This window comes from Nonomuraea sp. NPDC005983, from assembly GCF_040614375.1.
Lineage (GTDB): Bacteria > Actinomycetota > Actinomycetes > Streptosporangiales > Streptosporangiaceae > Nonomuraea.
On record NZ_JBEXUP010000002.1, the window covers coordinates 45,664 to 69,705 of the forward strand.

24 protein-coding genes, 1 tRNA gene and 1 other RNA gene are annotated in these 24,042 nt (G+C 69.0%); 4 read left to right on the forward strand and 22 right to left on the reverse strand.

Annotated elements, in window-relative coordinates:
• Positions 1–14: 14 nt before the first annotated feature.
• The 3 genes from ABZ297_RS01615 to ABZ297_RS01625 form a co-directional block, all read right to left on the reverse strand.
• On the reverse strand, positions 15–1,466 hold the full coding sequence (locus ABZ297_RS01615) for an amidase (RefSeq protein ID WP_355337659.1): 1,452 nt from the start codon (positions 1,464–1,466) through the stop codon (positions 15–17).
• Between the two features lie 7 nt (positions 1,467–1,473).
• Positions 1,474–2,448, reverse strand: coding sequence for an LLM class F420-dependent oxidoreductase (locus ABZ297_RS01620; RefSeq protein WP_355337662.1), 975 nt, complete (start codon positions 2,446–2,448; stop codon positions 1,474–1,476).
• Between the two features lie 86 nt (positions 2,449–2,534).
• Positions 2,535–3,203 (reverse strand): TetR family transcriptional regulator, encoded by a 669-nt coding sequence (locus ABZ297_RS01625; protein ID WP_355337665.1) that lies wholly within the window; start codon positions 3,201–3,203, stop codon positions 2,535–2,537.
• Between the two features lie 278 nt (positions 3,204–3,481).
• Here ABZ297_RS01625 and ABZ297_RS01630 point away from each other — a divergent pair, with 278 nt between their 5' ends.
• On the forward strand, positions 3,482–4,057 hold the full coding sequence (locus ABZ297_RS01630) for a hypothetical protein (RefSeq protein ID WP_355337668.1): 576 nt from the start codon (positions 3,482–3,484) through the stop codon (positions 4,055–4,057).
• Between the two features lie 43 nt (positions 4,058–4,100).
• Here ABZ297_RS01630 and ABZ297_RS01635 read toward each other — a convergent pair whose 3' ends face one another.
• The 5 genes from ABZ297_RS01635 to ABZ297_RS01655 form a co-directional block, all read right to left on the reverse strand.
• Positions 4,101–5,159: an aspartate-semialdehyde dehydrogenase gene (locus ABZ297_RS01635; RefSeq protein ID WP_355337671.1), complete on the reverse strand. Its 1,059-nt coding sequence runs from the start codon at positions 5,157–5,159 to the stop codon at positions 4,101–4,103.
• Positions 5,156–6,430: an aspartate kinase gene (locus tag ABZ297_RS01640; protein WP_355337674.1), complete on the reverse strand. Its 1,275-nt coding sequence runs from the start codon at positions 6,428–6,430 to the stop codon at positions 5,156–5,158. The genes ABZ297_RS01635 and ABZ297_RS01640 overlap by 4 nt, the downstream gene beginning before the upstream one ends.
• 84 nt (positions 6,431–6,514) lie before the next feature.
• On the reverse strand, positions 6,515–7,045 hold the full coding sequence (locus ABZ297_RS01645; protein WP_355337677.1) for a DUF5063 domain-containing protein: 531 nt from the start codon (positions 7,043–7,045) through the stop codon (positions 6,515–6,517).
• A complete protein-coding gene (recR, locus tag ABZ297_RS01650) occupies positions 7,038–7,637 on the reverse strand; it encodes a recombination mediator RecR (RefSeq protein WP_355337680.1) in 600 nt (199 codons plus the stop codon). The genes ABZ297_RS01645 and recR overlap by 8 nt, the downstream gene beginning before the upstream one ends.
• Positions 7,638–7,640: 3 nt before the next feature.
• On the reverse strand, positions 7,641–7,991 hold the full coding sequence (locus tag ABZ297_RS01655) for a YbaB/EbfC family nucleoid-associated protein (RefSeq protein ID WP_350805122.1): 351 nt from the start codon (positions 7,989–7,991) through the stop codon (positions 7,641–7,643).
• Positions 7,992–8,371: 380 nt separating this feature from the next.
• On the opposite strand from ABZ297_RS01655, the gene ABZ297_RS01660 reads away from it, so the two are divergent.
• On the forward strand, positions 8,372–9,805 hold the full coding sequence (locus ABZ297_RS01660; protein WP_355337684.1) for a GAF domain-containing protein: 1,434 nt from the start codon (positions 8,372–8,374) through the stop codon (positions 9,803–9,805).
• A 474-nt stretch (positions 9,806–10,279) separates the two neighbouring features.
• On the opposite strand, the gene ABZ297_RS01665 is transcribed toward ABZ297_RS01660, so the two are convergent.
• Complete coding sequence (locus ABZ297_RS01665; protein WP_355337687.1) at positions 10,280–12,652, reverse strand: DNA polymerase III subunit gamma and tau; 2,373 nt, start codon at positions 12,650–12,652, stop codon at positions 10,280–10,282.
• Positions 12,653–12,682: 30 nt separating this feature from the next.
• Positions 12,683–12,778, reverse strand: an RNA gene (gene ffs / locus ABZ297_RS01670) — signal recognition particle sRNA small type.
• Positions 12,779–12,874: 96 nt separating this feature from the next.
• Between ffs and ABZ297_RS01675 the strand changes: the two genes are divergently transcribed.
• Positions 12,875–12,959, forward strand: a tRNA-Ser gene (locus tag ABZ297_RS01675).
• Between the two features lie 81 nt (positions 12,960–13,040).
• Here the strand turns inward: ABZ297_RS01675 and ABZ297_RS01680 are convergent.
• Positions 13,041–13,484, reverse strand: a complete 444-nt coding sequence (locus tag ABZ297_RS01680; protein WP_355338103.1) for a pentapeptide repeat-containing protein — start codon at positions 13,482–13,484, stop codon at positions 13,041–13,043.
• Between the two features lie 86 nt (positions 13,485–13,570).
• On the opposite strand from ABZ297_RS01680, the gene ABZ297_RS01685 reads away from it, so the two are divergent.
• Positions 13,571–14,947 carry an IS1380 family transposase gene (locus tag ABZ297_RS01685; protein WP_355337690.1) on the forward strand — a complete coding sequence of 459 codons (1,377 nt, stop codon included), beginning with the start codon at positions 13,571–13,573 and terminating at the stop codon, positions 14,945–14,947.
• A gap of 125 nt (positions 14,948–15,072) precedes the next feature.
• Here ABZ297_RS01685 and ABZ297_RS01690 read toward each other — a convergent pair whose 3' ends face one another.
• From ABZ297_RS01690 to ABZ297_RS01740, 11 genes are all read right to left on the reverse strand, one after another.
• A complete protein-coding gene (locus ABZ297_RS01690) occupies positions 15,073–15,768 on the reverse strand; it encodes a pentapeptide repeat-containing protein (RefSeq protein WP_355337693.1) in 696 nt (231 codons plus the stop codon).
• Positions 15,769–16,047: 279 nt separating this feature from the next.
• A complete protein-coding gene (locus ABZ297_RS01695; RefSeq protein WP_355337696.1) occupies positions 16,048–17,292 on the reverse strand; it encodes a site-specific integrase in 1,245 nt (414 codons plus the stop codon).
• A gap of 1 nt (position 17,293) precedes the next feature.
• Positions 17,294–17,533 carry a helix-turn-helix domain-containing protein gene (locus tag ABZ297_RS01700; protein ID WP_355337699.1) on the reverse strand — a complete coding sequence of 80 codons (240 nt, stop codon included), beginning with the start codon at positions 17,531–17,533 and terminating at the stop codon, positions 17,294–17,296.
• Complete coding sequence (locus tag ABZ297_RS01705; RefSeq protein WP_355337702.1) at positions 17,530–18,687, reverse strand: AAA family ATPase; 1,158 nt, start codon at positions 18,685–18,687, stop codon at positions 17,530–17,532. Before ABZ297_RS01705 ends, ABZ297_RS01700 begins: the two co-directional genes overlap by 4 nt.
• Before the next feature lie 112 nt (positions 18,688–18,799).
• On the reverse strand, positions 18,800–19,564 hold the full coding sequence (locus ABZ297_RS01710) for a bifunctional DNA primase/polymerase (protein ID WP_355337705.1): 765 nt from the start codon (positions 19,562–19,564) through the stop codon (positions 18,800–18,802).
• 23 nt (positions 19,565–19,587) lie between these two features.
• Positions 19,588–19,839 carry a hypothetical protein gene (locus ABZ297_RS01715; RefSeq protein WP_355337708.1) on the reverse strand — a complete coding sequence of 84 codons (252 nt, stop codon included), beginning with the start codon at positions 19,837–19,839 and terminating at the stop codon, positions 19,588–19,590.
• Between the two features lie 142 nt (positions 19,840–19,981).
• Positions 19,982–22,207: a cell division protein FtsK gene (locus tag ABZ297_RS01720; RefSeq protein WP_355337711.1), complete on the reverse strand. Its 2,226-nt coding sequence runs from the start codon at positions 22,205–22,207 to the stop codon at positions 19,982–19,984.
• 24 nt (positions 22,208–22,231) lie between these two features.
• Positions 22,232–22,414, reverse strand: coding sequence for a hypothetical protein (locus tag ABZ297_RS01725; protein ID WP_355337714.1), 183 nt, complete (start codon positions 22,412–22,414; stop codon positions 22,232–22,234).
• A 16-nt stretch (positions 22,415–22,430) separates the two neighbouring features.
• A complete protein-coding gene (locus tag ABZ297_RS01730; protein ID WP_355337717.1) occupies positions 22,431–23,372 on the reverse strand; it encodes a hypothetical protein in 942 nt (313 codons plus the stop codon).
• A 191-nt stretch (positions 23,373–23,563) separates the two neighbouring features.
• The gene (locus ABZ297_RS01735; protein WP_355337720.1) at positions 23,564–23,839 is read right to left on the reverse strand and encodes a WhiB family transcriptional regulator; all 276 of its coding nucleotides are present in this window, start codon (positions 23,837–23,839) and stop codon (positions 23,564–23,566) included.
• Positions 23,836–23,985, reverse strand: coding sequence for a hypothetical protein (locus tag ABZ297_RS01740; RefSeq protein ID WP_355337723.1), 150 nt, complete (start codon positions 23,983–23,985; stop codon positions 23,836–23,838). The genes ABZ297_RS01735 and ABZ297_RS01740 overlap by 4 nt, the downstream gene beginning before the upstream one ends.
• Positions 23,986–24,042 lie beyond the last annotated feature (57 nt).

The following is a 24,042-nucleotide window of genomic DNA, read 5'->3' on the forward strand; positions in this document are numbered from 1 at the left end:
CTACCCCGGACTCTTCACGACATAACGCGTTGGCTCCGGCCGGGGTTCCTGTCGATCATCGGATGGACGAACGGTCTGGCCTCCTCGATCTGCGAGGCCACCCGTACCAGCAGGTCCTCCCGTCCGGCGGCGGCCACGAGCTGGACCCCGACCGGCAGCCCAGCCGCCGTCGTGTGCAGCGGCAGCGAGATCGCGGGCTGCCCGGTCGCGTTGAAGGGCGAGGTGTAGGCGACCGAGTGGGCCGTCCTGCCGAAGGCGGTGCTCAGGTCGTCGGGCGGGATCCAGCCGAGCGGGAACGGCGCCACCCCGAGCGACGGCATCAGCAGCAGGTCGTGGCCCGCGTTCCACCAGGAGGCCATCCGCCTGCGGAAGGCGTCGATCCACTGGGTGGACAGGATGTGCTCGGCGGCGCTGTGCCCGCGGCCCGCCCTGGCCATGGCGGCGTTGCGCGGCTCCAGTTCGTCCAGGTCCACCGGCCTGCCGCGCCAGCGGCCGATGTTCTCGAGCTCGGCGGCCAGGTTGTTCGACACGATCGCGCCGAACTGCTCGGTGAATCCCCGGTCGGCCAGCGCCGGCGGGCCGCCGGGCGTCACCTCGTGCCCCAGCGACTCCAGCAGGGCCGCGGCCCGGTTGACGGCCTCGGCCAGGTCGGGCACGTCCGGCACGTCGCCTCTCGGGTGCGCGGTCAGGAACCCGATCCGCAGCCGTCCGGGGTCCGCGCCGACCTCGCGGGCGAGCGGCCCCGGCAGCGCGGGCGCGTCGTACGGGTCGCCGTGCTCGTAGCCGAGGACGAGGTCGAGCGCCGCCGCCGTGTCGCGCACGGTCCTGGTGACGAACCCGGGGCAGGAGAAGCCGTTCCAGCCCTCGCCGAGGCGCGGCCCGAGGCTGACGCGCCCACGGGTCGGCTTCAGCCCCACCAGGCCGCAGAGGGAGGCGGGGATGCGGACCGACCCGCCGCCGTCGCTCGCCGTGGCCAGCGCCACCATCCCTGCCGCGACCGCCGCCGCCGAGCCGCCGCTCGACCCGCCCGCGGAGTACCCGGTGTCGTACGGATTGCGCGTGGGCCCGAACGCCACCGGCTCGGTGGTGATCGTGCTGCCGAACTCGGGCGTGTTCGTCCGCCCGAGGACGACGAAGCCTGCCGCGCGCAGCCTGGCCACGCCGTAGCCGTCCTCCTCGACCCGGACGCCGTCGAGCGTCCGTGAGCCCGCGCTGTAGGGCTCGCCCGCCTGCGGCCAGCCCAGGTCCTTGAGCAGGATCGGCACCCCGCGGAAGGGGGCGTCGGCGGGCGCGGCGTCGAGCTCGGCCAGCGCCCGGTCGAACCTGCGGTGGACGACGGCGTTGAGCTCACCGTCGTGCGCCTCGATCCGGGCGATCGCCGCCTCTACCAGCTCCCGTGGCGACACCTGCCCGTCTCGTACGGCCTGCGCCTGCCCGATCGCGTCCAGCCCCAGTACGTCGTCCATGGGTCAGTCATCCCTCCGTCAGGGGGGCCAGGGCTCGGACCGCCTCGGCGAGTGGCACCTTTCCACCGGGTATCGGCGCCAGGATCGGGGTGTCGAGGCCGTTGTCGACATACCGCTGGATCCGGGCCCGGCACGTCTCCGCATCGCCGTGGACGACCAGCGCGTCGACGACCTCGTCCGGGATCGCCTTGAGCGCCGCCTGCCTGTCGCCCGCCGCCCAGGCCTCGTGCATGGGGCGGAGCACCTCGCCGCGTCCCAGCCAGTCGTGGAAGGCGGCGTAGACAGGGACGGTGAGGTAGCTCGCGAGCATCCAGCGGGCCAGCTCGCGCGCCTTGCCCGCGTCCTCGCCGGGCTCCGTGACGCAGACGAACAGGCGGGCGATCAGCTCCGTGTCCGGCCCGATCTCGGCCCGCACGCGGCGCACGTCGTCGGGCGAGAGCCAGTTCGTGATCGCGCCGTCGGCCTCGGTCGCGGCCAGGCGCAGCATCCGGGGCCTGAGGGCGGCCAGCACGATCCTGGGCGGGTTCTCCGGCGGCCGGTCGAGTTTGAACCCTTTGACGTGGAAAGTCTCGTACGCCTCCGACACCTTCTCGCCCGCCAGCGCCATCCTGAGGAAGCGCAGCGTGTCGCGGGTCCGCGCGTACGGCTTGGCGAACTCGCCGGCGTTCCAGCGCTCCACGATCGCCGGGGAGGACGAGCCGATGCCCAGCACGAACCGACCGGGCGCCAGGTCGGCCAGCGTGGCGGCCTGCATGGCCAGCAGCGCGGGGCCGCGGGTGAAGACCGGGACGATCGCACTGCCGAGCCTCATACCGGGCGCCCACTGCGAGGCCATGGCCAGCGGGACGAACCCGTCGACGCCGTTGACCTCGGCGGACCAGGCGTCCGTGTAGCCCAGCGCGGGCAGCTCCTCGATCAGCTCGCGCGACTGCGCCAGCGAGCGGTCGTGGAACGGAATCGTCATGCCCCAGTTCTGCGTCATCGCGGCCTCTCAGCTCGGCGTCACCCAGGCTGACCATACCAACCGGGCGGTATGCCGTCTCCAGCCGGATCTTCGCCGTGACCGCGTCAGGCGCGCAGCTCGTGCACCGCCGCGACGAAGTCCTTGGTGATGCCCCGCAGGCCGGGCAGGTGCGACAGGCCGACGAGCCGGTCCACCAGGGGTACGGTGACCTCGATCAGCCGGTACGTCCGCGCGCATCCCGGCGAGGTGTCGTGGACCCAGAACAGCACCATGCCCATCGACAGCAGCCACAGCAGCTCTGGCAGCTCCTCGCGCAGCTCTGAGTTCATCCGGTCGCGCGCCCCCTCGACCACCTGCCGGTAGATCGCGATGGACGCCTCACGCGCCGGGGACGTCTGCGCGCTGAACGGGCTCAGCGGGTTCGCGGGCTCTGCCGCATGCTTGAAGAACTTCACCGCGAACTCGTGGTAGGGCTCCGAGACCCGCACCCACTCCCGCAGTACCCCGCTCAGCCTGGTGGCGAACGAGGACTCGGTGGCGAGCAGCTCGCGGCAGGCGTCCTCGTGCTCGGCCTGGGCGCGGTCGTAGTACGCCTGGATCAACGCCTCCTTGCTCTCGAAGTAGTAGTAGGCGTTACCGACAGACACGCCGGCCTCGGCCGCGATGGACCGCATCGTCGTGGCGTCGAAGCCACGCTCCCGGAACAGTCGCAAGGCCGTCTCGACGATGACCTCTCGGGTGCTCTCCGATCCTCGGTTTCGGGCTTCGGACACGTTCGTCACTTTACGTCTTTGTCGCGGGTTAGGTCATGAACCCGCACGGTGATCACCGACACACGGCAAAGATCCTGGTGCGACAGGGGTCATCTGGCGTGAACGGTGGGATTGATGATTCTGGCGGAAGGGCTATTCCGCGAAAAGGCATCGACATGTGGACACGTGGAACATGGCGCCCTCTAGGGGCCGCACTCCTCGGCATTGAGATCAGCATAATCGCACTGGCATCGGCCGCCTCCGCCGCTCCCAAGACACCCGTCGGGGAGTCGCGGCAGATGTCGTCGAACATAATCCGCAGTTATCACCTGGGTGGCGGGGCCGAGCTCGCCCGCTGGTACACCAGGCTGGACAGCCAGAGGGCCCGTCCAGAGTCACGTCGGGGCGCCACGCCGCGCGGATCGCGGCCCGACAAGCGCCAGAAGGTCGACCTGAGCCGGGCCCTGCCCAGACAGGCGATGATCCATCTGACGCACACCAGCGCCACCGACTGGCTCCAGGACGAGGGCCTGCACTGGACGTCGTCCGGACACTGCTCGAACAGGTGGAGGTACAACTGCACCTCGCTGGATTCGGTCCGCACGGACACGATCTCTCGCGTCATCGACCTGAAGCGCGAGAGCGGCTGCCCGATCATGGTCACGGGTGGCACCGAAACCGGGCACGCGGCCGGCCACTACAGCCACAGCAACGGCTACAAGCTAGACATCACGCCCAATGCGTGCATAGACCGCTATATCAAGCAGAATTACGACTACTCCGGCAAGCGCGGAGACGGCGCAGGCCTCTACCGCTCGCCAGAGGGCACCACGTTCGCGAGAGAGGCGAGCCACTGGGACATCCTCTTCCGGTGAGCTGCGCCCGCTCAGCGAGCGGGCGCAGCACCTCGCAGACGCGTCAGAACTCGGACGCCACCAGCTCGGCGATCTCGGCGGCGTTCAACGCGGCACCCTTGCGCAGGTTGTCACCGCAGACGAACAGGTCGAGCGTGTTCGGGAAATCGACCGCCTGACGGACCCTCCCGACGTAGGTCGGGTCGGTGCCCACCACGTCGACCGGGGTCGGGTAGACGCCGTTGGCCGGATCGTCCATCAGGACGACGGTCGGCGCCGCCTCCAGCACCCGGTGCGCGTCGGCGACGGTGATGTCGCGCTCGAACCGTGCGTGGACGGCCAGCGAGTGCGTAGTGATCACCGGCACCCTGACACAGGTCGCGGAGACCTTGAGGTCGGGGATGCCGAGGATCTTCCGCGACTCGTTGCGCAGCTTGAGCTCCTCGGAGGCCCAGCCGCCGTCCTTGTACGAGCCCGCCCACGGCACCACGTTGAACGCGATCGGCGCCGGGAACGGCGACTCCTCGGGCAGCCGGTTGGCCAGCACCTTGCGGACGTCGCCCGCGACCTGGCCGACCGTGCGGTCACCGGCGAGCGCCTCGACCTCGTCGTACAGCCGCGCGGAGCCCGCCACGCCCGCGCCCGACACCGCCTGGTAGGAGGCGACGACCAGCTCCTTGAGGACGTACTCGGCGTGCAGCGCGCCCATCGCGGCCATCATCGACAGCGTGGTGCAGTTCGGCGTGGAGATGATGTTGCGGGGCCGCTCACGCGCGTCGAGCGGGTTCACCTCGGGCACGACCAGGGGGACGTCCGGCTCCATCCGGAACGTGCCGGACTTGTCGATCGCGATCGCGCCGCGCTCGGCCGCGATCGGCACCCACACGGCCGACACCTCGTCGGGCACGTCGAAGATGGCGATGTCGATACCGTCGAACACCTCGGGCGCCAGAGCCTGGACGATGACGTCCTCGCCGCGGACCTTCAGCACCTTGCCCGCCGAACGCGGCGAGGCGACGAGGCGGATCTCGCCCCAGATGTCATCGCGGGTCGAGACGATGTCCCGCATGACGGTGCCGACGGCACCGGTGGCCCCGATCAGGGCAAGATTCGGCCTGCTCATCGTCCTGAACCTCCATACACCACGGCTTCGACCTGGTCGGCGTCGAGATCGAAGGCGCGGTGCGCGGCCGCCACGGCCGAGTCGACACCGTCCTGGCCCACGATCACGGAGATGCGGATCTCCGAGGTGGAGATCATCTCGATGTTGACTCCCGCGTCGGCGAGGGCCGCGAAGAACGTCGCGGTGACACCGGGGTGCGAGCGCATGCCCGCGCCGATCAGCGACACCTTCCCGATCTGGTCGTCGAACAGCAGCGACTCGTAGGCGATGTCGCCCTGGATCTTCTTCAACGCCGTCAGCGCCGTCGAGCTGTCGGCCGTCGGCAGCGTGAAGGAGATGTCGGTGCGGCCCGTCGCGGCTGCCGAGACGTTCTGCACGATCATGTCGATGTTGATCTCGGCCTCAGCCAGGGTTTTGAAGATCGCGGCAGCCTCTCCGACCTTGTCGGGGACACCGACAACGGTGATCTTGGCCTCGCTCCGGTCGTGCGCGACGCCGGAGATGATCGGCTGCTCCATCTCGGTTCCTTCGGTGTAAGGGTCGGAGACGACCCACGTGCCTTCCCTGGTGCTGAACGAGCTGCGGACGTGAATCGGCAGGTCGAACCGGCGAGCATACTCGACGCAGCGCAGGTGCAGAATCTTCGCGCCGCAGGCCGCCATCTCCATCATCTCGTCGTAGGAGATCCTGGGGATCTGGCGCGCGGCGGGCACGATGCGCGGGTCGGCGGTGAAGATGCCGTCGACGTCGGTGTAGATCTCGCAGACATCGGCCTCCAGAGCCGCCGCCAGCGCCACCGCGGTGGTGTCGGAGCCGCCGCGGCCCAGCGTGGTGATGTCCTTGGTGTCCTGCGAGACGCCCTGGAAGCCGGCCACGATCGCGATGTGGCCCTGGTCGACCGACTCGCGGATACGGCCCGGCGACACGTCGATGATGCGCGCCTTGCCGTGCGTGGAGTCGGTGATCACGCCTGCCTGCGAGCCCGTGAACGACCGCGCCTCATGACCCAGGTTGGCGATCGCCATCGCCAGCAGCGCCATCGAGATGCGCTCGCCCGAGGTCAGCAGCATGTCGAGCTCGCGGGCCGGAGGCAGCGGCGACACCTGCTCGGCCAGGTCGAGCAGCTCGTCAGTGGTGTCGCCCATGGCGGAGACGATCACGACGACGTCGTTGCCGGCTTTTTTCGTCGCGACGATCCGCTGCGCGACCCGCTTGATGCAGGACGCGTCGGCGACGGACGAACCACCGTACTTTTGCACAACGAGCGCCACGAGAGTCTCCCGGTCTGGACTGTGAACTGTCAGTCTACTGGGGGCTCTTCATACGCCCGGTGGTGCATACCAGTATGTGGATGATCAGACCGCCGTGGTCTCCTCGGCCACGTCGAGCCTCGAATGCGCCGCCAGGGCCTGCAACGCGCGCATCGCAGCCCCCGCGTGATTGCCCCACGTGTTGAAGTAGGAGTACTGCCACCACCACAGCGCCTCGTGCGGCCGGCCCGCATGGTAGTGGCGCAGGCCGTGGATGAGGTCGGCCGCGACCGCCGTCAGGTCGTCGGACAGCCGGTACGCCGTCACGCCGGTGTCCTTGTACGGGTCGAACACCTCGGCGTAGTCGTCGACCGCCTCCAGCAGTTCGGCCAGGGCGGTGCGGACGCCGTCGATGTCGGGGTCCTCGCCCAGCGGCGGCTCGTTGTTGCCCGACAGGATCACGTCCTCGTTGGCGCCGAGCTTGGCCCCGGCCAGGCTCACCTGCGCCACCTCGACCAGCAGCAGCGACCAGATGGCGTCGCCGCCCTCGCCGCTGGCGACCCTGGCCAGACCGTCGACATAGTTCTGCGCGTGCCCGGCGATCTCCTCCGCCAGCGTGCTCCACTGGTCAGACATCCAGTAGCCTCCGTCCTTCGAACGCGCGGCCCAAGGTCACCTCGTCGGCGTACTCGAGGTCACCGCCCACAGGCAGACCGCTGGCCAGTCGTGTCACTTTCACACCCATCGGCTTGACCAGACGGGCGAGGTACGTGGCGGTCGCCTCGCCCTCGAGATTGGGGTCGGTGGCGAGGATGAGCTCGGTCACCCGGCCGTCGGCCAGCCGGGTCATCAGCTCACGGATACGCAGATCGTCAGGGCCGACGCCGTCGATCGGGCTGATCGCGCCGCCGAGCACGTGGTAGGTGCCGCGGAACTCGCGCGTCTTCTCGATCGCGACGACGTCCTTCGACTCCTCCACCACGCAGATGACGTGGGTGTCGCGACGCGGATCGCGGCAGATGCGGCACTCCTCCTCGGAGGCCACGTTGCCGCAGGTCCGGCAGAACCTGACCTTCTCCTTGACCTCAAGCAGCGCGTGCGCCAGCCGCTTGACGTCGGCCGGATCGGCCGCGAGCAGGTGGAACGCGATGCGCTGCGCGCTCTTGGGACCGACGCCGGGCAGCAGCCCCAGCTCGTCGATCAGGTTCTGGACGACCCCCTCGTACATGGTCTAGAACCCTGGCAACTGACCGAGACCGCCGCCGCCCAGCCCCTGGGCCAGCGGGCCGAGCTTCTCCTGCTGCAGGTCGGAGGCGGCTCGCACCGCGTCACGGACCGCCGCGATCACCAGGTCGGCGATCGTGTCAGCGGTGTCCTGCGGATCGGCGGCGTCGATCACGCTCGGGTCGATCTTCAGCTCCAGCAGTTCGCCCGAACCGTTCACCACGGCGGTCACCATGCCGCCGCCGGCCGAGCCTTCGATCTGCGCGTCGTTCAGCTCCTGCTGGGCGCTCACTAGCTGCTGCTGCATGAGCTGGGCCTGCTCCAGCAGCTGCTGCAGGTTGACATCCCCTGGGTTCACCGTCGTGCGCTCCTCGTGGCTCCGCGTCGTTGACTGCCACGAGCCTACGGTGTTTGGGCGTCGTCATGTACTGGCGGCCTTCGTGTTTCGCCCTGTTCGTGTGCCAACCCCGGTGTTCTCGGGGTTCTGCGGCTGTTCTCTGGGTTCGGCCGCGTCGGGCCCTGGCCGGGTCTCGGCCCCCCTCCAGCGTCCGAGACCCGGCCAACCGCGCCGGCAGGAGCGGCCGCACCTCGCCGACGCGCTGAGCGGGGACGCTAGTCCCGTGAACGTTGCACACACGTTGCGACCGTTTGATCACCGTCGGCAATCTTCTGAACGGGTTGCGTTCACCCCCTCGACCCCGGATGCTCGCAATACGGCTCGACTACTTGGAGTGGCCGATGAGTTACAGCCATCTCGACGCCTATTCCCGCCGTCTCCGCCGGGCACAGGAGGCGGTGGCCACTGGGGAGGGGTGGCCCGACGGGCCGCGCCACCTCATCTCCGCGTCATGGAAGCGCTCGATGGAGGCCGGAGTCGACATCGAAACCGACGCCGCTCCCCTCATCTACGACCATGCCCAGATCGACGACGTCCGCGAGACTCACCCGCTGCGGCCGCTGCTCCCTCTGCTCACGCAGACGCTCGCCTCGCTCGCCTACCAGAACGCGCACGTAATGATCGTCACCGACGGCGCCGGGCGGGTCCTCTGGCGCGACGGCGACCGCGCGGTCATGCGCGTCGCCGACCGGATCGGGCTGGCCGCCGGACACCTCTGGGCCGAGAGCAGCGTCGGCACCAACGGCATCGGCACCGCCCTCACCACCCAGCGGCCCGTGCACGTCTACTCGGAGGAGCACCTCATGCGCGTCCTGCACGTCTGGTCGTGCAGCGGCGCCCCCATCACCGACCCCGACTCCGGCGCCCTGCTCGGCTGCGTGGACGTCAGCGGCACCGCCCCCAGCCTGCACCCCGCGACCGTCGCCCTGGTCGCCGCGACGTCCAGGCTCGCCGAAGCCGAACTGGCCCTGCGCATGCACGAACGTGACCAGCGCCTGCGTCGCCGCTACGAGGCGCTGCGCGGCCGTCCTGGCATGCTGCTCTCGTCCACCGGACGTGTCCTCGCGGGCGACCCGTCGGGGAGCATCGGCGAGCGGGTCCTGCTCGCCGAACCGGGCAAGCGCATGGTTCTGCGCGACGGGCGGGTGGCGCTGCTCGAACCGTTCGTCGACGGTTACCTGCTGCACGCGCTGTCGACCATAGCCGCGCCGCCCACGCTCGGCCTGTCGCTCCTCGGCGACGGCCCGCCGACGGCCACCATGGGCGGACGCCGCCTGCCGCTGTCGCTCAGGCACGCCGAGATCCTCGCCCTGCTGGCGCTCCACCCCCGCGGGCTCACCGCCGAACAGCTCACCTTCCACCTGTACGGCGACGACGGCAACCCCGTGACCATCCGGGCCGAGATCCACCGCCTCCGCGCCCAGCTCGGCGGCGCGGTCGGCGCCAAGCCGTACCACCTCACGGCCCCCATCGAAGCCGACTTCCTGCAGGTCAGACGCCTCCTTTCGGTCAACGACCCGGCCTCCGTCGCGCGCTCCTACTCCGGGGCCCTGCTCCCCCGCTCGGAGTCACCGGAAATCCGCAGAGAACGGGACGAACTAGAGGTCCAGGTACGGGCGTGCCTGCTCCGCCACGGCTCCCCCGACGACCTGTGGACGTACGCCCAAACCCCCAACGGGCGCGACGACCGCCACATCCTCGAACGCCTGTCGGCCTCACTCCCCGCCTCAGACCCACGCGCCGCCGCCGCCCACATCCGCCTCCACACTGACTGACCCGTTTGTGCGCTGTTGGTGCTCGCCGTCCCCGATCTGCGGGGCCTTTCCTTCTTTACGGCCAGCACCTGTACGGCCGGCATGCGAAGACCTTTCTTTCTTTACGGCCAGCACGCGAAGACACTGCCCGCCGTCGTCACTGCGGTCTGTCAGTTCCACGCCAGTGGGGTGATTCGGGCTGGGCACCGTTACGTACCGCGGAAGACATCTGGGTGGTATTCGCGGGCCCCTTCCACAACCGCACGCCTCCACCCGCGTCAGCCGCACGCCGTTGCCCGGCGTCTCCCGTCGCGTCCCGTGTTACCACGTAACCGGCGTGTATCCACACCCACCGCGGGGCGGGTCCGCGGAACGGAGCGGACTCCCCCGTTCTCCGACCTCGCCCCCTTCGCCTTGGCCAGCCGACCACCACTTGGGGGCCGTCGAGGCGTTCACTTCATTGGGCGGGAGACGTGTGGATGGGGCGAACGGGGGTTAGGTGTGATCGATTTCGCCGATCACCTGGGCACCCAGTTCTCGTTGGAGGAGGGCCATGCCCGACAGTTCGTCGACGTCGGCGTCGGCGTCGTTGAGCGGGTCCACGTCGTCGGACTCCGGGCCCTTGCCCCTGCCTGGGATGGCGTCCGGCCAGGCCGAGGAGCCGCCCTGCCGTGGGGCCGGGGCTCGGGGCCCTGCCTGGGCGGCGGCCTTGGCAGCCGACCTGGCGGCGGCGATCCCGGCGCCTGGCGTGGTGCGCGTCGGATCGGGGGTGGGGGCAGAGCCTGGGCCGGGGTCGTCGGGGGCGTCAGGCCAGGACTCGTCCGTCGTCTGCCTCGTCTGGGACGTCGGCTGCGCGGTGCTGGAGGCCGGGCCAGGCGACGGGTCTTGTGCGCCTTCGTCCTGGGACCCGCCGTGCGAACCCGTGCGGCCGCTGGCGTGGCCCCCTGACGCCGCCCCCTGCGGCGAGGTGCTGCTGTCGGGCGCGGGCTGGGCGGGCACGGCGTGCCCACCATGCCCCTGCACCGCCGGACCGGCCCCGGACGAACCCTGCGCTCCCAGCTGCCCCGGAGCCCCGGACTGCCCCTGCGACGGCTGCGGACGCGACGGCCCTCCCCGGTTCCCCTGCGGGGCGGGAGAGCCGCCCACGACGGCCTCCACCCGCCAGGTGCCCCCGAGGACGTCGCCGAGGGCGCTCGCGACCACGGAGTCCTTGCCGCCGCCCGTGAAGTTCTTCATCGCGCCGACCTGCGAGAAGCCGAGCGTGACCAGGTTGCCCTCCACGCCGACCAGCTGAGCGTTGGTGCTCACGTTGGCCCAGACCACGATGCTGCGCTGCTTGAGCGCGGCCAGCACCGCAGGCCACTGCGGCTGGATCGCGGAAGCCGTTCCCACCGCGGGCGCGGCGGGGGCCGGAGCAGCGGCCTGCACAGGCTGGACGGGCGCACCCGGGCGCGCCGCCTCCGGCCAGTCGTCAGCCGCCGACGCAGCCCCAGCACCGGAACCACCGGCACCGCCGGCGCTCTCAGATCCGCTACCGCTGGCGCCGGTGCCGGGAGCACCGACTCCACCGTCAGCGCTGCCAGGATCGACGGCACCAGAGCCGGCGGGAACGCCTGCGCCGTTCCCGTACGAAGCAGAGGAGGGTTGCGCCGCCGCAACGCCGGGCGCGGGGATGGCCGGCGTGGCGGCGCGGGCCGCCATCTGGGCGATCGCTCCGCCGCGCTCCAGGCGCTCCAGGCGGGCCAGCAGCGCCTCCTCGCCCTGCGACGCACCCGGAAGCAGGACGCGGGCGCACATCAGCTCCAGGAGCAGGCGCGGCGAGGTGGCGCCGCGCATCTCCGTCAGGCCCGCGTTGAAGACCTCGGCGGCCCGGGTGAGCTCGGCGGGCCCCATCGAGGACGCCTGCTGAACCAGGCGCTCCAGCTCGTCGGCCGGACGGTCGAGCAGCCCGCTGGAGGCCGCCTCGGGGACGTTGGCCAGGATCACCAGGTCGCGGAAGCGTTCAAGCAGGTCGGAGGCGAAGCGGCGAGGGTCGTGGCCACCTTCGATCACCCGGTTGACCGCGTGGAAGATCTGGGCCCCGTCGCGGGCGGCGAACGCGTTCACGACCTCGTCGAGCAGGTCGCCGTCGGTGTAGCCGAGCAGCGAGACGGCCTTGGCGTAGGTGATGCCGTCGTCCTCGGCCCCGGCGAGGAGCTGGTCGAGGATGGACAGCGAGTCACGCGCGGACCCCGCGCCCGCCCTGACGACCAGCGGCAGGGCGTTCGGCTCGAACGGGACGCTCTCGGAGGTGAGGATCTCCTCCAGCAGCGCCCGGAGCGTCGCGGGCGGCATCAGCCTGAACGGGTAGTGGTGAGTACGCGACTTGATGGTGCCGATGACCTTTTCCGGCTCGGTCGTCGCGAAGATGAACTTCAGGTGCGGCGGGGGCTCCTCGACGAGCTTGAGCAGCGCGTTGAAACCCTCGCGGGTCACCATGTGCGCCTCGTCGATGATGTAGATCTTGTAACGCGCCGAAACCGGGGCGAAGAAGGCCCGCTCGCGCAGGTCGCGGGCGTCGTCGACGCCACCGTGGGAGGCCGCGTCGATCTCGATGACGTCGAGGTGGCCCGGACCGGTGGGGGCGAGCGCCACGCACGACTCGCAGACGCCGCACGGGTCGGGAGTCGGCCCCTTCTCGCAGTTCAGGGAGCGGGCGAGGATACGGGCGCTGGACGTCTTGCCGCACCCACGAGGGCCACTGAAGAGGTAGGCGTGGTTGATGCGGCTCGTCCGCAGCGCCTGCCGGAGCGGCTCAGTGACATGCTCCTGACCCTTGACCTCGGCGAAGGTACCGGGCCGGTACTTGCGGTAAAGCGCAAGGCTCATGCGACCATCCCGCCTGCGAGGAGCTCCCAACGAAGAGACCCCTCGCACACCCGCCAGAGCCCGCTTATCCTTGCTGCCTTCCGGCCCTGGGGAGGTTCACAGGATGACGCCGCGCGAGGGGTCCAGAGACAGTCTAGCCCGACGCGGCAGTGCTCGCTCCAGCCCGCACCACGACGAAAATCGTGGTCTCCGCACGCCTGGGAGTCCGGTAAGCTCGTCGGCGGAGGATTCGCCTAGTGGCCGAGGGCGCACGCTTGGAAAGCGTGTATAGGGCAACCTATCAGGGGTTCAAATCCCCTATCCTCCGCGCCTGGTTGAGGCAGTAAACGCAAAGGGGCCGACCCCATCCAAGTCGGCCCCTTCGCTATGTCCAGTCTCAGTTTTAGTCTCAGTTGGCCTCTTCAGAGGGCTCGTCTCCCTCCTCGCTGCCAGTCCCGGTTGCTGCCCCTCTGGGCAATACGTCCGAGGACGATGTCACGTCACGCACACCCGCGTTGACGTCAGTCGCCTCCAAAGGATCAGCGCTCGGGGACAAGCGCCCCGCAGGATCAGCGTCTGCCCTTGGTCTTAGATGCGCCGTGTCCTGGAGCGCCTGACGGAACCTTCCTGGCAACTGGGTTGCATCGTCGATCACGGCCTTGGCAAGTTGCTCCACAGTCAGTCGCTTTGGTACCGCTGCGGGCCAACCCGTTGGGTAGGAAACGAAGTTGGCCCCTTCCAGTCGTGCTCCGTCAAGAACGGCTCTGTGGAGATCAGCCTCAGCTAGGTAAGCACCCCGAAGGTCGGCGTCCTCTAGCCTGCGGCTTTCGCGGCGAATTTGAGCCGACCTGATCGTTCACATAAGAAAAGTGCCCTTGAGCTGGGATGATCGGACTTGTCTAAGGCCCCGTCCACCCCAGACCAGAAGGCACTTTCCGCGTGAACTCTACCGCTTCCCGCCGCAAGATCACCGTGTCTGCCGATGGCCGCGGGCTGGTCTCACACGCCGGCGGCCTGCTGCTGTTGCAGACGCTGCGCATCACTGGGCTGGACAAGGCCCTGTCGCAGAGGCTGGAGCGGTGGCGGCCCGGCCGCGCTATCCACGACCCTGCAAAGATCGTCACCGATCTGGCCCTCACGCTGGCGCTGGGCGGGGACTGCCTAGCCGACATCGCGATGCTGCGCTCCCAGCCCGAGCTGTTCGGCCCGGTAGCCTCCGACCCGACGGTCTCACGCCTGATCGACCGGCTCGCCGCTGACCCGGCCCGCGCATTAAAGGCCATCCGCGCTGCCCGCGCCACGGCCCGCCAACGCGCCTGGCACCTGGCCGGCCATCACGCCCCCGGAGCCGACGGCCAGCCCGTGATCGTCGACCTCGACGCCACCATCGTGATCTCCCACTCCGACAAGCAACACGCGGCACCGACCTGGAAGAAGAGCTACGGGTTCCACCCCATGACCGCATTCGCCGATCACGGCCCCGGCGGCGGCGGGGAACCCCTGGCCCTGATGCTGCGGGCCGGCAACGCCGGATCCAACACCGCCGCCGACCACATCGAGGCCACCCGGCTCGCCCTGGCCCAGCTTCCCCGCGCCCAGCGGCGCAACGTGCTGATCCGCACCGACTCCGGCGGCGGCACCCGAGAGTTCCTCGCCTGGCTGACCCGCCCGGGACGATGGCTGAAGTACTCCATCGGGTTCACCATCACCGACGACATCGCCGCCGCAATCCTCAAACTCCCCGCCACCGCCTGGACACCGGCCTACAACGCCGAACGCCAGCTACGGCCCGGCGCGTGGGTCGCCGCGCTCACCGGACTGCTGAACCTGACCGGCTGGCCGAAGGGGATGCGGGTCATCGTCCGCAAAGAACGCCCGCACCCCGGCGCCCAGCTACGCTTCACCGACCTCGACGGACACCGCTTCACCTGCTTCGTCACCGGAACCCGCACCGGGCAACTCGCCGACCTGGAACTGCGCCACCGCCGCCGGGCACGCGCAGAAGACCGCATCCGCACCGCCAAGGACACCGGCCTGCGCAACCTGCCCCTGCACGACTTCACCCAAAACCAGATCTGGCTGGAGATCGTCGCCCTGGCCTGTGAGCTGCTGGCTTGGATGCAGATGCTCGCCCTGCACGGCACCAACGCCCGCCGTTACGAGCCCAAACGACTCCGGCTACGCCTGCTCGCCGTCGCCGGCCGCCTGGTGCGCGGAGGCCGCCGCCTCCACCTCCGCATCCCGATCCAATGGCCATGGGCCAGGCAAATCATCACCGCTCTGACCCGGCTGCACGCCCTGCCGGCACCGACCTGACCAGCGCCAGCCCATCCCTACGAGCAGAAAGGCACCCCGCGGGCCCGTGGAACCCCGCCCACCCGGCGCGACAGCCGGGCACTCTCGCTGACCACAGCGAGGAAATCGACCTCCAGCCGAACCCTTTAGCCAACCCCATCAAGATCGAGAAAGATCGAGGCTAGCGTTGCACCTTGAAGCTTCGCCCCCATGAGTACAGCTTCCTGGAGTTGTGCACCATAGAGCCAGGCACCCTGCATGGACGCGTGAGTAAGTTTCGCGTCCCGGAGGTCTGCACCCGAGAAGTTTGCTCCCTTAAGCCTTGCTCCCTGGAGTCTCGCCGATTGAAGTTTGGCCCCCCAGAACCAGACGTCGTCGAGATGGAGATTCGCCAAGTCAGCCCCGGTTAGATCGGCCTGTGACAGATCTACAAGTCGGGACCTTTCTGGGCGGCGGGGTCTTCGGCCTAGGACAGTCAGAGCTGCCTGAACATCAGTGCGTGGCTGTACCAGCCAGATGTCGATCTCGTTGCCGCTCTCAGCTTCCTGGTGGCCCTCATCAGGAGTCGAAAAGGCAGTCTGATCACGAACGAATGCAGCGAGTACCTCAACAACTGTGTCGTGCTCCCGCTCCGACTCGATCATCAGGTGCTCCAGGGCATACACTCCTCCGATCCGCTCCGTGAGCTTGTCTGATCCCAGAAGGCCAATGGCCTTGGTGTACCGGTCGGTCAGCTGCCCTCGCTGGCTCAAGTAGTAAGTTCGCGCAGCAAACGCGGCACCGGTCAGCAACGCGAAGCCGCCGACCGCTGCAAGGAGAATCTGACGGGTAGCGCTGATCACGTCGGCTAGTTCTTTACCTCGCAGACCTGTGGTTGGCGTCGCCCATAGCGCGACGGGGCCTAACAGCAGAGCGAGGAATGCGGTGCAGCCAACGATGCTCAGGAGAAATAGTCCTCGTTTTCGATTTCGTAGCCATGACTTCATCCTGGCAATATTTCATCTCAGTCGTCGGTGCGGTGACTGTTGCACAACCGGGTAGCGAGACCTCTCACGGATCACCCCTCTCCGTGCCAGCGCTGGAGGGGTGCGACGTGGTTACGTCACACCCCTCCGGATGCCTCAGTCCAAGCTGGCCTCTTCGGATGACTTGTCTTCCACTACGGGCGCCCAAAGCAGTCCATCGACTTGCTTGGCTACGGTGTTCCGAATCGAATCAGTGACGTGCTGGTACCGACGCGCCATGCCGCTACTGGACCAGCCCATGATGGCCATCACGGTACGCTCGGGGACTCCCAGGATCAGCAGCACCGTGGCGGCTGTATGCCGAGCATCGTGGAGCCGAGCGTCTCTCAACCCGGCCGCGGCGAGCAGAGCCTTCCACTCGTGGTAGTCGCTGTATGGGCTGACAGGACGGCCAGTCGCAGTGGTGAAGACCCAACCCCCCTCATCCCAGAGCTGGCGCGCCTTGGTGCGCTCCGTCTGCTGTTCCTCTCTGTGTTTGCGTAGTAGAGCGATGAGCTGAGCCGGGAGTCCGATGGTGCGGCGGCCAGCGCGGGACTTGGTGTCAGCGGTCTCGGCTCTCACCTGCTTGCGCTCGGGGCAAAAGCCCGGCTTGCGACCGCAGTCATCCTGGCAGCCGTGTTCGTACTTCGGACGCTGGCGCCCCCGGCGTACTCGCAGCTTGCCCTTGTCGAGGTCCACGTCTGCCCACATGAGCCCCAGCGCTTCGCCTTGGCGGAGTCCCAGTGCCAGCGCCACGGCCCATCGCGCGCTATTGCGGGGCAGTTCGCCAGCCGCCTTGAGCAGCCGCTTCACCTCGTCGATCTCGTACGGCTCCACCTCCTCCTCAGTGAGCGTCGGGGCCTTGGCCAGGGTCGCCGGGTTGGTAGTGATGTGCCCGCGCCGCACCGCGACGTTGAGCGCCGTTCGAACCGTCCGGTGGACGTGGTGTGCGGTGCCGGCTGATTTCCCCGACGCCTGGATCTTGGCGTACAGCTTCTCCAGGTGTTCCGGCGTCAGCTTGTCGAGACGATGCGCCCCAATGCCGGGGATCAGGTGGGTGTTGACGTCCACCTTGTAGCCAGAGTGTGTGCTCTCCCTGATGGAGGGCGGGACCGCGATGGTCTCGATCCAGTGCGTAAGCCACTTCGCGACCGTCCAGGTCTGCCCAGCCTTACGGACCTTGCCGCCATCACGCTCTTTCTCCAGCGCACGGACTCGGCGGATGGCCTCGGCTTGCGACTTGACCATGACGTGCCGTCGGTCGGGCTTGCCATCGTCCTTGACGCCCACGGTCACCCGCCCGTGCCAGTAGCCGTCGTTGCCGAGATAGACGCTCGATGCGCCGTTGGGCTTGCGTCCCATGTCAACGGCTCCCTTCAAGGAGGTTGTTCACGTAGGCGGCCAGGCACTCGATGGGGACGCGGCGGAGTCGGCCGATGCAGACGGACTCCACTTCGCCGGTCTTCACGAGCTGGTACATCTGCGTCCGCCCGATCCTGAGCCGGTGCGCTGCCTCTTCGACGGTGAGCAGCAAGGGCATGTCCTCCTGGGTGACGGTGTCGGTCGTGTCGAGCCGGACGCTGTCCGGCTCGGTGATGGTCATGACGGCGTGTCCTCCTCGTGCACAGGGACAGCAGGGACAGCAGGGACAGTGGGCAGGGACGTCTGTCCCTGCTGGCTGGCCGCGTTCGTGCTGCTCAGGGCAGGTTCAGGGACACCAGGGACGGCGGAGACACTTTGTTGGGCCGGTGTTCCTGGCACCCGGTAGCGACTGCTGGCGTCCACGCAGAGCTGTCCGTCGCTGGCCATGCGCGGGCAGGTCTTGCGGACGTTCTCGTAGGACAGGCCGGTGCCGTCGGCGATGGCCTTGGGTGTGCTGTTCGGGTTGGCGCGGACGTAGCGGACAATGGCCGCACGGGTCTCGCCCAGCGTGTGATCCTCGGGCGGGCCATCCAGCAGATGCCACACCCCGGCGGCGGGCTGGAAGGCCATGGCGTACTCAGCCTCTTCGACGTCGCGGCCAGTGACGTGCAGCACCCCGTCGGCGGTGCCGCGCTGGCGCTTCAGCACCAGGGTGGCGTCAGCGGCACCGGCCAGGCCGTTGGTGCCGGAGACCTGCTCCAGGAAGTCGTCAGAGCCCATCTTGCGGACGTGATGGACGAGGACGACGGCCACGCCGTAGGTGTCGGCCAGGTTCTTCGCCCGGCTCATGGCGGTGTAGTCGGCGTCGTAGGCGGACAGGCCGGGCGGAGTGGTGCCCCGGATCTTGGCGAACACGTCGATGACGACCATGCGCGCGCCGGGGTTGCGTTCCAGCCATCTGGCGATGGCCTGGTCTCCACCTCTTGGAAGGGTCTCGCACGCGGTGGCCAAGGTTAGGCCGCGTGGTGCGGGGTTGTCTCCCAAGATCTTGCCCATGCGGGACTGGAGACGGCGCGGCGTGTCCTCCAGCGCCAGGTACAGCACCGGGCCGGACTCTACCTCTATGGCCTCCAACGCCTTCCCTCCCCCGGCGACGGCAACGGCGGTAGCGAGTGACAGCCAGGACTTGCCGACCTTGGGCGGGCCAGCAAGCAGGTTGAGCCCTTCGGCGATCACGCCGGGCACGGCCCACTTGGTCGGCGGGAAGGTCACGGACATCAGCTCGTCGGCTGTCCACGAGGTGCGGAACGGCGTCGGCGTGGTTCCGTTGTCGCCGGACACATGGACCGCATCACCCGCGACCAGGCGCAGATGAGATGGGCGCTCGCTCGTCATGCGGCCACCGTTCGCGGGCGGCGCGCACCTGCCCGTAGTCCGCTGGCGATGGTGCGCATGGCCGCGCCATAGGGCTGACCGATCTGCTGGGCAGCGTTGGCCAGCCAGCCTCTTACGTCGGCCTCGGGCAGCTCGCCGCCGGCCACGAGCTGTCCGAGGGCGACGGACGCGAGAGCGCGATGTTGTGCCCGTGCGGCGGGGAGTCGGCGACCCGTGCCAGCTCGCCGGTGATCGCCGCGCGTAGATAGGAGCCGTGCCGGTCGGCGGCCAGAGTGACTGAGACGGGTTTCTGCGCGGGCAGCGGCTTGGGCCGCAGGAGCTCTGCCAGCCAGGAAGGCAGCGGAGCGACGGGCGAAGAGTGAAGCACCTCGTATGAGCCGTGGCCGTCACTGGTGTGAACGCGGCTTCCGGGACCGACGACGTAGCCGCCCACTGCTCGCGTGTCGATCAGCCAGCCCAGCGTGCCTTGGGTGTTGCCCAGGGGCGCATCGGCTGGGGCGCTGAAGTAGAGGTGCAGGCCGCCGCGCCGGGTCCGCACCTGGAAGGTCTCCAGGGGCAGGTCCTGCCCCTGCGCGGCGCACAGGGCCGCGAACACGTCGGCACCGTCGTGGATGCCTGGACGATCCCATTCCGGCGGCGGCGTTTGGCCGGCCTTCGGCAGATCGAGGTCGATGACCACGAGTTCCGAAGGGCCGCAGGCCACCCCGACGTTGTACGGCTTGTGCCAGGTGGCATGGATGATGTCGGGTCGTGCGGTGGCGCGTTCTTCCCAGCGCGTGAAGCCGCGGGGCGGCTCCTTCCCGCCCGGAGCGAGGGGGAAGACGTGCCAGCCACGAGCGGCGGCGGCCAGGGCGTAGCGGATCGGGTCAGCGGTCATGGCGCTCTCCGGTTCGTGGATGGTCATCGGGTGCCGTCGGTGCAGAGGCGGCGGGCGAAGTTGTAGGCGTAGCGGCCCCAGCGGAGCCGCAGGCCGGTGCCCTGGCAGCGGCGGCACTCATGGGTGCCACGGCCGATGCGGTTAGGCAGATGGCGCTTGCCGTGGCATTTACGGCAGGTGCCGAACGGGTGAATCCAGCAGGCGACGGCATAACGGAAGGTGACGAAAGCGACCAGGGTCGCGGTGGTGATAGCGAGGAAGGCGACGGGGTCCAAGACAGCCTCCAGAGCCGGTTTTTGGGTGTCGTCAGACAGGGCCGCTAGCGCGCTAGCAGCCTGATCAGGCCAGGTTTTTGAGTGCTAGCGGAGGTGCTAGCGCTAGCAGGGGGAGCAGCTAGCGCTAGCACCCTCCGGACCGTCAGCCGGAGCCGTTCCGGCGGTTACGCTCCGCGATGACGTCGGCCAGATCGTCGAAGCGAATGCCACGCCGCGTAACGGGCTTGCCGTCGATCCGTCGGCCGATGGAGGCGACCGTCACGCCGTACGGCTTGAGCGCGGTCGTGAGCTGTTCGGAGGCCCACCCGTTGTAGACGTCGGGCCGCAGCTCACTGAGGTAGCCGCACAGGGTCTCGTTCCAGGCGCCGGTCTCCCCGGAGGGCCAGACCTTCGCCAGGTCGACCAGCAGGTCGTACATGGGCGCGTCCTGGCGGGTCTGGGTGTCGGCTTCGGGCAGTGTTCCGGCGGCGGTGCGGAGGGCGATGGCACGGGTGACGACCTTCTGAGCGTCGTCAGAGTTCACCTCGTACGAGCGGCGGGCGGCCGGGGTGCCCAGGCCAGCCAGGATGCCCCATCCGGCCTCGACGACCGGCTGGAAGACGGTGGCGCGGTAGCCGTTCTTGTACATCGAGGTGCCCAAGATCATGTCGTTGGCGACCTGGTCGGCCACCGACATGCAGTAGCGGGTGTTGACGTTGCGGGTGATGCCGGTCGGCAGGCTGTCCTTGTCCGGGATCTGGGTGCCGATCAATAGGATCACGCCCAGGGCGCGGCCCAGCTTGATGACCTTCTCGCAGACGTCCCCGGCTTCCTTGCCGTGCTTGGGGTCGAGGAACAGTTCCTGGATCTCGTCGATGGCGACGATCAGCGGGTGCAGCCCCGAGCCCTTGAGGCTGGCCAGTTCGGGAGTGACCTTGTTCTCCGGGGCCTTGCCCAGCGCGGCGTAGTGCGCGATGCGCTTCGACCGGCGCTCGCACTCCTTGTACAGCCAGCGGATCATGCCCGCGCAGCGCGCCTTGGTCTCGTCGTCGAAGCCGTTGCCGTACTCGGTGCAGACCGGCTCCAGGACCTTGAAGTCGCCGACGCCTTTGAGTTCGTAGATGCGCAGCTCGGCGCGTGGGTCGAGGGCGGCGGCGAGCGTGGCCAGGCGCAACGCGAAGGTCTTGCCGGAGCCAGGCTGGCCGCCCACGAGCCAGTTGCGGAACATCAGGGAGGCGTTGACGGTCTCCATGCGCGGCGTGGTGGCGAACGGGAAGGGCTTGAAGACGTCCACCTTGCCGTCACGCAGCAGCGGCCAGGCGGGCTGCTTCATCTCGGACGCGGGCTGGTAGCCGACCCAGAGCGCCAGGCGGCCGGGGTGGCCGGCACCGGGTTCAGGCCAGACCTGATCCATCGGCAGGCGCATGGCGGACGCCAGGCGACCACGCCTGGCCACTACGTCGGCGGCTTCGACCCCGTAGGGCAGGTCGATGATGGCCAGGTGGCCGGGGCCGTCGCGGTGGATCTCCTGCGGGAAGCTGATGGCGTTCGGGTCCTTGCTGACGGCCTGGTTGATGCCGGAGATGCCGCAGTGCAGCAGCGCGCGGCGGACCAGCTCGGCGGTGAGTTTGCGGTAGCGCGGTCCCTCGGAGACGCGGTCCGTGATGGGCGCGTCCGCCGGGCGACCGGCCCGTGCGAGCACCGGCAGCACGGCGGCCAGGGCCGCCCACCGTACCCACGTCGGCAGGTCGGCCAGGGCGAACACGAGCAGCCCGACAGTGGCCAGGACGCCGCCTCCGGCCAGCACGAACCAGCGCCACCGGGACTGACGCTGACGCTGCTTGTCGAGCTTCAGCCAGGTCTCGGGGTCGTTTCGGTCGGCGGCGTACTGGCGCAGTGCCCAGTTGCCCTCTTCGGCCGTGGCCCAGTGGAGTAGGCGGCCAAGGGTGCCCAACAGGCCGGGCACGGCGTACCAGAGCATCTTGGCGGCGTACTTCGGGGCGCGTACGGCGTGGTAGCCGATGACGTATCCGGCGTCCCTGGCCTGCCAGGCGAGCATCACCCGGATGCCCTGCCAGGTGCGGAACGTGGCGGGGATGATGGGTGCCCGACGCTGAGCCTTCTGCGCGACGTACGGCACGGCGTCTTCGTCGGGCGGATCCACGGGACTGCCAAGGGCCTGGTCCTGGGTCGCGATCGTCTCGCGGTCGAAGAACTCATCGGGCTCGGAGTCCTCTTCGGGTGAGGCCGCCCGACGACGGCTGTTCAACGGCACGACCTGGCCGCCGCGCTCGTCAGCCTTCGGCGGGTCGGCGAACTGGAAGCCGTTCAGGTCGGCCAAGGATCCCTCGGCGAGCGGGTTTTCCGGTTCGTGCGGGTTCTGCGTCATGATGAGGTCACCTCGTTGCCGTTGCTAGGGGGCGGGGTTGCGGGGCGCGACCGGAGTCTTGGCGGATGAGGTCGCGCCCTGTGCGTTGGTCTGGAAGGCCATGTGGATCTCAGCCCGCGTACGCGGGCCGGTGACCAACATGCGGATGAAGATGGCCACCGGGACGGTCAGGCAGGCGGCCGTGACGATGACGGCGATGTGGAGCATTGGGAGTCCTCCTCTCTCAGGTGAAGTTGGGGTTGCTGCGCAGGGCGTCGCGGACGGCTCGGGCCGTGTCCATCCCGCACCCCAGGGCGCGGCGGAACTTGTCCGCTCCGGAGTCGACCGAGAGCTGACCGGTGCCGACCAGGCGGCGAGCTCGGGCGGTCAGCTTGTCCACCGTCGCGGCATTCACCCTGTACGAAGGGGTGGTAGGGCTACCGGAAGGGCCGTGATCGAGACTGGAGAACGCGGCCAGGATGATGGGCAACGCGGTCACGACCGCTACCGCAACGACCGGCCCCAGGACGTGCAGGACCAGCCGGGACAGCGAGAAGTCGTCGGCCACGAACGGCAGGTACGGCCAGGCGTTCATGGAAAGCGTGAGCCCCAGGAACAGCCACTCGATCCGTACGAGCTTGGGGTCGTCGAGCGGTTGGCCTCGCGTGCCGAGATAGGCGCGTGCGCCGACCACGACCAGCAGGGCCAGGGACAGGAACGGTTCGACCAGCCAGGCGAAGATCCAGGCCGGAGACCAGGGTGCGGCACCGTCGGCGGCGAAGCGCTGCACACCGGCCGTTGACCAGGCCAACGCCAGCGTGAGCGAGACGAGCGCGGCGGTGACGAGCAGACGCCGCATCCGGGCGGCCTGCCAGGCGCGCATCTCGAGGTCGTGGGCCAGCGTGTGGAGCCGCGCCGCCTGCTGTGCGGCCTTGCGGCGCTTGCGCACCTTGGGCGTGTCCAGCAGCAGCGGGGCGTCGTCCTCCTGGAGATCGGCCAGCAGGTGCGCTTCGGCGACTTCCGCGCGCAGCTTCCGCACCCGCCGGGTCTCACCGGTCGCTTGCGGCCGGGGCGACAGAATGGAGGCTGAGCCCTGGTTGGCGAGCTCTTCCAGGTTGGCCAGCGCACTAGCCATTTCCTCAGGAGTCGGCTCGTTGGACGGGTCGGGATTGCCGATGATGCTCATGACGGGTTGGTCCTTTCAACGACCGGACTGAGAGCGGGCGAGAGTGCGGCAGACCAGGCAACCGCCGTGCGAACGCGGGCCGTGGGTGCGGCACAGCTGCACCTGAACGGCAGCGGTAGGACCGCAGTGGCGGCAGCCGTACGGACTCTGAGAACGGCGAGTGCATTCGGAGCACTGGAAGCGGCCGGCCATCACGCCATCACCTGAGCCGCGATGGCGTTTCGGTCGTCGGGGCTGAGCCCTGCCCAGATGCCCTCACCGGGGTCGAGCTCCAGCGAGTAGGTCAGGCACTCGACCAGGGCCGGACAGCGGCGGCAGATGGCCTTGGCGCGCTGTTCGCGCTCCTGGCGCTCATCGCGCCGCTCTCCGTCGATGCCGGTGAACAGGTCGGCCGTGTCGGGGCCGCACGCAGGATCGGCGGCCAGAACAGCGGTCAGCAGGTCGGCCGGGGTGACGGAATGGTTCATGCCGACACCCCCGTACCGATCAGGAGATCGGCGAGGATCAGCCGAGCGCAGGTGGGACAGACAGCAGGGACGGGAGGTTCGGTGCCGGGCAGGCACTCCTCCACTCCCTCGCAGACGATGCAGACGAACTGCATGTCCTCGGTCATGATGAGAACACCTCTCTTGAGGAGGCATCGGGGCGGCTCGTGTCTTGGCGGATGAGG